Origin of the sequence: Streptomyces sp. MBT53 (genome assembly GCF_016654115.1) — a bacterium.
In the GTDB taxonomy this organism is placed as follows: Bacteria; Actinomycetota; Actinomycetes; order Streptomycetales; family Streptomycetaceae; genus Streptomyces.
The window spans coordinates 1-5,025 of sequence record NZ_JAEQAZ010000343.1 but is presented as its reverse complement, the minus strand read 5'-3'; the positions used below and the strand labels follow the sequence as shown (position 1 = coordinate 5,025).

Here is a 5,025-nt window from a genome sequence, read left to right as displayed (position 1 = left end):
GACCGCCAACATTCTTAGGGAACCGCATGACCTCCACCGTCACCGCCGACCCGCTGTCCTCGTTCGCGCCCGCCGCGGCCGTCGCCCGGATCGCCGCCGCCTCCCGCCGGACCCAACAGCCGCAGTCCGGGGGCGACTTGGTCTCCCTCGCCATGGGCGAACCCGACTTCGACACCCCCGAGCAGGTCACCGAGGCCGCCCTCGCCGCGCTGCACAGCGGCCGTACCCACTACTCACCGCTCCTGGGCGAACCGGCCCTGCGCGAAGCGCTCGCCGACAAGCTCACCGGCATCGCCGGAGCGCCGGTCTCCGCCGCCGACATCCTGATCACCCAGGGCGGCACCGCCGGGCTCGCCGCGTCGATCCTCTCCCTCGTCGACCCCGGCGACAAGGTCGTCATCCCCGACCCCACCTACTCCCTCTACGCCGACCTCGTCAGCATGGCCGGCGGAGTCGTCGTTCCCGTCCCGCTCGCTCCCGACCTGCACTGGGACCTCGGCCTTCTGGCCGACGCCCTCGCCGGAGCGAAGCTCTTCGTCTTCTGCAACCCGAGCAACCCGACCGGAATCGTGCACAGCCGGGCCGAGTTGGAGACCCTCGCCGAACTGCTCGACGGCACACCGACGTTGGTCATCTCCGACGAGGCGTATGCCGACCTCGACTTCACCGGCCGCCCCTTCACCTCCGCGGTGTCCCTCGACGGCCTGCGCGACCGTACGGTCTACTGCCAGACCTTCTCCAAGAGCTACGCGATGACCGGCTGGCGCGTCGGCCACCTCTGGGGCCCGCCGCCCCTGATCCAGGCCGCCGCACGCGTCCACAACACCTTCAACGGCTCGGTGAACACGGTCGTCCAGGACGCCGCGCTCGTCGCGGTACGGACCTGTGACAACGACATCGCACGGATGCGAGCGGAATACGAACGACGCGGCGAACTCATGCGGACGGAGCTCGCCAAGGTCCCCGGGCTCGAACTCAGCACCCCGGAGGGCGCGTTCTACCAGTTCCCCCGCTACGACCTCGATCTCCCGTCGGCCGAACTCGTGGCGACACTGAGCTCCGCCTACGGAGTTGCCGTCCGGCCCGGCAGCGAGTTCGGTGCCCGGGGCGAAGGCCACCTGCGGCTGTCGTACGCTGCCGACGCGGAGTCCATCACCGAGGGCGTCCGACGTCTGGCCCACGGCCTCTCGGCCCTCCGGTGAACACGGCCGCCACGCAACCGGGGAGTCGACCCATGCGCAGTGACACCCAGCGCAACCGCAGGCAACTCATCAAGGCCGCCGCCGAGTTGTTCGAGAACTCGCCGACTCCGGTCAGCCTGACCGAGATCGCCAAGCGCGCCGAGGTCTCCGCCGCGACCGCTTACCGGCACTTCTCCTCCGTCGAGGACATCCTGCACGCGTTCCGCGCCCAAGTCGGCACCGAGCTAAGGGACTTCAGCGCGCAGCAGACCACCCGCGGCATGCAACGCCTCGAAGCGGTCTCCCGCCACTGGGTGTCCCTCGTCCTCGAACACGGCGGCGCCATGGCGCAGATGCGCTCGCACCGCGGCTACCTGGAGCGGCTGCGCGAGAACACCGGCTATCTCACCCCCCAGGCCGAAGCACTCACCGAACCTCTCCGCCAGACCACCGAGGACCTCGGCCTCGGCGACCTCGGCGACGAGGCCCTGTACCTGTGGAACGCCCTGTTCGACCCCCGCGACATCCTCGACCTCATCAAGAGCGGACGCACCGAGGACGAGGCGGCCTCGCGCCTCGTGGCCGCGCTGCGCGGCGCCCTCATCGGCTGGTCCACGGCACCCGACCGGAGGTACGACTGAGGTCCGGCCCTTCGCGCAGTGCGGGGACCGGCAAGGAGACTCGCCCGGTGTCGCCCGTCACCCGCGACAGGGCCGTGACGCATCTTCCCTACCCGCGCTCGCGCCACCTGGACATGACCTGGTAGATCCGCACGACTCCGCGCGCGCCCGTCAGCGTGCCTTGCCCATGGTCCGGCGGACGACGAGGTGCGGAGCGAGGACGACCTCTCGGGGCTCGGTGCGGCCCTGGTCGAGGCGTTCCACGGCGGCGGCCACCGCGTAGCGCGCCTGCTCCTCCGCCCCCTGGCTGACCGTGGTCAGGTCGAAGCAGCTGAGCCGGGAGAGTCTGTCGTCGTCGTATCCCGCGACGGACACCTCGCCGGGGACGGAGACGCCCGCGCGGGCGAGTCCGGCCAGGACGCCGATGGCGCTCTGGTCGTTGAACGCGACTACTGCGGTGGGCAGTTCGCCCGCGTCGAGGAGGTGGCGGGCCGCGCGCTCGCCGGCCGCTTCGGTGTTGTCGCCGCGCAGCACACTGATGTGGGCGTCCAGTCCGTGGCGCCGCATGGCGGTTCGGTATCCGCGGCGCCGGTCGGTGGCGATCACGCCCTTGCCGCCGTCGACGTACGTGATCTCGCGGTGCCCGAGCGCCACCAGTCGGTCGACTATCTGCCCCACGCCGTCGTCGTCCGCGGTGCGCACCACGTCCAACTCCCCGTCCTCGATACGACGGCCGACGACGATGACGGGGGCCTTGCCGTCGAGCGCGGCGAGCGTGTCCACGGGGGCGGTCGGGCCGAGCAGGATCAGTGCCTCGCTGCGGAAGGCCAGCAGTGTCTCCACGGCGGTGCGCTCGTCCCGCGTGCGGGTCTGGGTGCTCAGGACGAGGTCGTAGCCGACCTCCTCGGCGGCCGAGTGGAGGTGCTCGACCAGGTCCGCGTGGAAGGGGCTGTGGATGTCGACCATGACGCCGAGCATCCTTGTGCGCCTGCTGGCCAGCAGGCTGGCCGTGCGGTCCACCTGGTAGCCGAGGTCGGCGGCGGCCTTCAGAACACGCTGCCGAGTGCGTTCGCTGGGGCCCGCCACACCCCGCAGCACGAGGGAGACGGACGCGGTGGACACACCTACGCGTGCCGCCACGTCCTCCAGTCGTGGGCGCTTCTTCGCGGCTGCACGGCGACCTTCCGCCCCGACGTCCTCCACTGTGCCTCCCGGCCGCAATCTTCTCACGCAACGCCCTTGACACGCTCTCGAAACGAGTCGATAGTACCAGGAATTAAAGCGCTTTAAATTGTCCTGATGTTCCAACGAAGGTTCTCAGCGTTTCGCCGGCACCCGTCGGAACATCAGCTCACCGTCGAGGCCGCCCACAAGGCGGACCAAGCGGTCGCGGTCGGCACATCCGACCGCCACGGCTCCGGACGAGCTTTCCGATCATCCACTCCGAACCCGGCCCATCAGGCAGGCGCGGCCCCGCCGCCCTGCTACCTCTTTCAGGCGCACAGCGAGGTGCACGAACCATGAGCCGTACATCCCTTCCCCGCTCCCGCAGAGTCCTCCCCGTCGTGGCCGCCGCCACCGTGGCCGCCCTCGCCCTCGCGGGCTGCTCCAGCAGCTCCGGCGGCAAGAAGTCCGAGGAGTCCGCCGCCGGCACATCGGTGGGCAAGGCCACCACTCCCCGTATGACGATCGCGATGGTCACCCACGCGCCGTCCGGCGACACTTTCTGGGACACCATCCGCAAGGGTGCCGAGGCCGCCGCGGCCAAGGACAACGTCAAGCTGATCTACTCGAACGACGAGACCGCCGCCGACCAGGCCAACCTGGTGCAGAACGCGATCGACCAGAAGGTCGACGGCATCGCCGTGACGCTGGCCAAGCCCGACGCCATGAAGGACGTCGTCGCCAAGGCCGAACAGGCCGGCATCCCGGTCGTGGGCTTCAACGCCGGGCTGAGCGACTGGAAGAAGCAGGGCCTGCTGTCGTTCTTCGGACAGGACGAGGCAGTCTCCGGGCAGGCGCTCGGCACCAAGCTCAACTCCACGGGTGCCAAGCACGCGTTGTGCGTGATCCAGGCCCAGGGTGACGTCAACCTCGAACAGCGCTGCGCGGGCGTGAAGAAGACCTTCAGCGGCAAGACCGACATCCTCTACGTCAACGGCACGGACATGCCGTCGGTGAAGTCGACGATCACGGCCAAGCTCACCCAGGACAAGTCCATCGACGATGTGGTCACCCTCGGCGCGCCCTTCGCGCTGACGGCCGTGCAGTCGCTGTCCGACGCGGGCAGCAAGGCGAAGGTCGCCACCTTCGACCTCAATGCGAGCCTCATCTCCGCGATCGAGAAGGGCAGCATCCAGTTCGCCGTCGACCAGCAGCCGTACCTCCAGGGCTACTTGGCGGTCGACTCCCTGTGGCTCTACAAGACGAACGGCAACTACAGCGGCGGCGGTGAGCAGCCCGTACTGACCGGCCCGGCCTTCGTCGACAAGACGAACGTCGACGCGGTCGCGAAGTTCGCCGCGAAGGGCACCCGGTGATGAGTACGACCCACCAGGCCGAGCCGGCGGTGACCTCACCGCCGACCCCCGGCCCGAAGGAGACCGACGGCCGGACCGCCGAACGACCCTTGGCGATACGGCTGTTGGCGCGTCCCGAGATAGGCGTCTTTCTCGGTGCCGCCGCCGTGTTCGTGTTCTTCCTGATCACGGCCCCTCCCGTGCGGGATGGGGGCTCGATGGCGAACATTCTCTACAGTTCGTCGACCATCGGGATCATGGCGCTGCCGGTGGCACTGCTGATGATCGGCGGCGAGTTCGACCTCTCCGCCGGCGTCGCGGTCATCACCTCCGCGCTGACCGCGAGCATGCTCAGCTACCAACTCACCATGAACGTGTGGGTCGGTGTGATCGTCGCGCTGCTGGTGTCGCTGGGGATCGGCTTCCTCAACGGCTGGATGGTCGTCAAGACCGGGCTGCCGAGCTTCCTGGTCACCCTGGGCAGCTTCCTGATCCTCCAGGGCGTCAACCTCGCCGTCACGAAACTGGTGACGGGGAATGTCGCGACCGACGACATCAGCACCATGGACGGTTTCTCCCAGGCCAAGAAGGTCTTCGCGTCGTCGTTCCAGATCGGCGACGTGCAGGTGAAGATCACCATCGTGTGGTGGCTGGTGTTCGCGGCGATCGCGACCTGGGTGCTGCTGCGCACGAAGTACGGCAACT

At 68.9% G+C, this 5,025-nt stretch carries 5 protein-coding genes; 4 read left to right on the top strand and 1 reads right to left on the bottom strand.

The features are described from left to right. Positions 1-26: 26 nt before the first annotated feature. Positions 27-1,202: a pyridoxal phosphate-dependent aminotransferase gene (locus tag JHN45_RS50355; protein ID WP_201056174.1), complete on the top strand. Its 1,176-nt coding sequence runs from the start codon at positions 27-29 to the stop codon at positions 1,200-1,202. A gap of 32 nt (positions 1,203-1,234) precedes the next feature. Then, positions 1,235-1,822, top strand: coding sequence for a TetR/AcrR family transcriptional regulator (locus tag JHN45_RS50350; RefSeq protein ID WP_200710055.1), 588 nt, complete (start codon positions 1,235-1,237; stop codon positions 1,820-1,822). Positions 1,823-1,972: 150 nt separating this feature from the next. On the opposite strand, the gene JHN45_RS50345 is transcribed toward JHN45_RS50350, so the two are convergent. Further along, positions 1,973-2,941 (bottom strand): LacI family DNA-binding transcriptional regulator, encoded by a 969-nt coding sequence (locus JHN45_RS50345; protein WP_307783440.1) that lies wholly within the window; start codon positions 2,939-2,941, stop codon positions 1,973-1,975. Between the two features lie 380 nt (positions 2,942-3,321). Between JHN45_RS50345 and JHN45_RS50340 the strand changes: the two genes are divergently transcribed. Beyond that, the gene (locus tag JHN45_RS50340; RefSeq protein ID WP_201056172.1) at positions 3,322-4,341 is read left to right on the top strand and encodes a sugar ABC transporter substrate-binding protein; all 1,020 of its coding nucleotides are present in this window, start codon (positions 3,322-3,324) and stop codon (positions 4,339-4,341) included. After that, a partial coding sequence (locus tag JHN45_RS50335) for an ABC transporter permease (protein WP_201056170.1) occupies positions 4,341-5,025 on the top strand: 685 nt, incomplete at its 3' end. The genes JHN45_RS50340 and JHN45_RS50335, both read left to right, overlap by 1 nt.

Bases quoted from the DNA above. Each gene is read 5' to 3' on its own strand.
- JHN45_RS50355 (WP_201056174.1), top strand. From the start codon at position 27: ATGACCTCCACCGTCACCGCCGACCCGCTGTCCTCGTTCGCGCCCGCC.
- JHN45_RS50350 (WP_200710055.1), top strand. From the start codon at position 1,235: ATGCGCAGTGACACCCAGCGCAACCGCAGGCAACTCATCAAGGCCGCC.
- JHN45_RS50340 (WP_201056172.1), top strand. From the start codon at position 3,322: ATGAGCCGTACATCCCTTCCCCGCTCCCGCAGAGTCCTCCCCGTCGTG.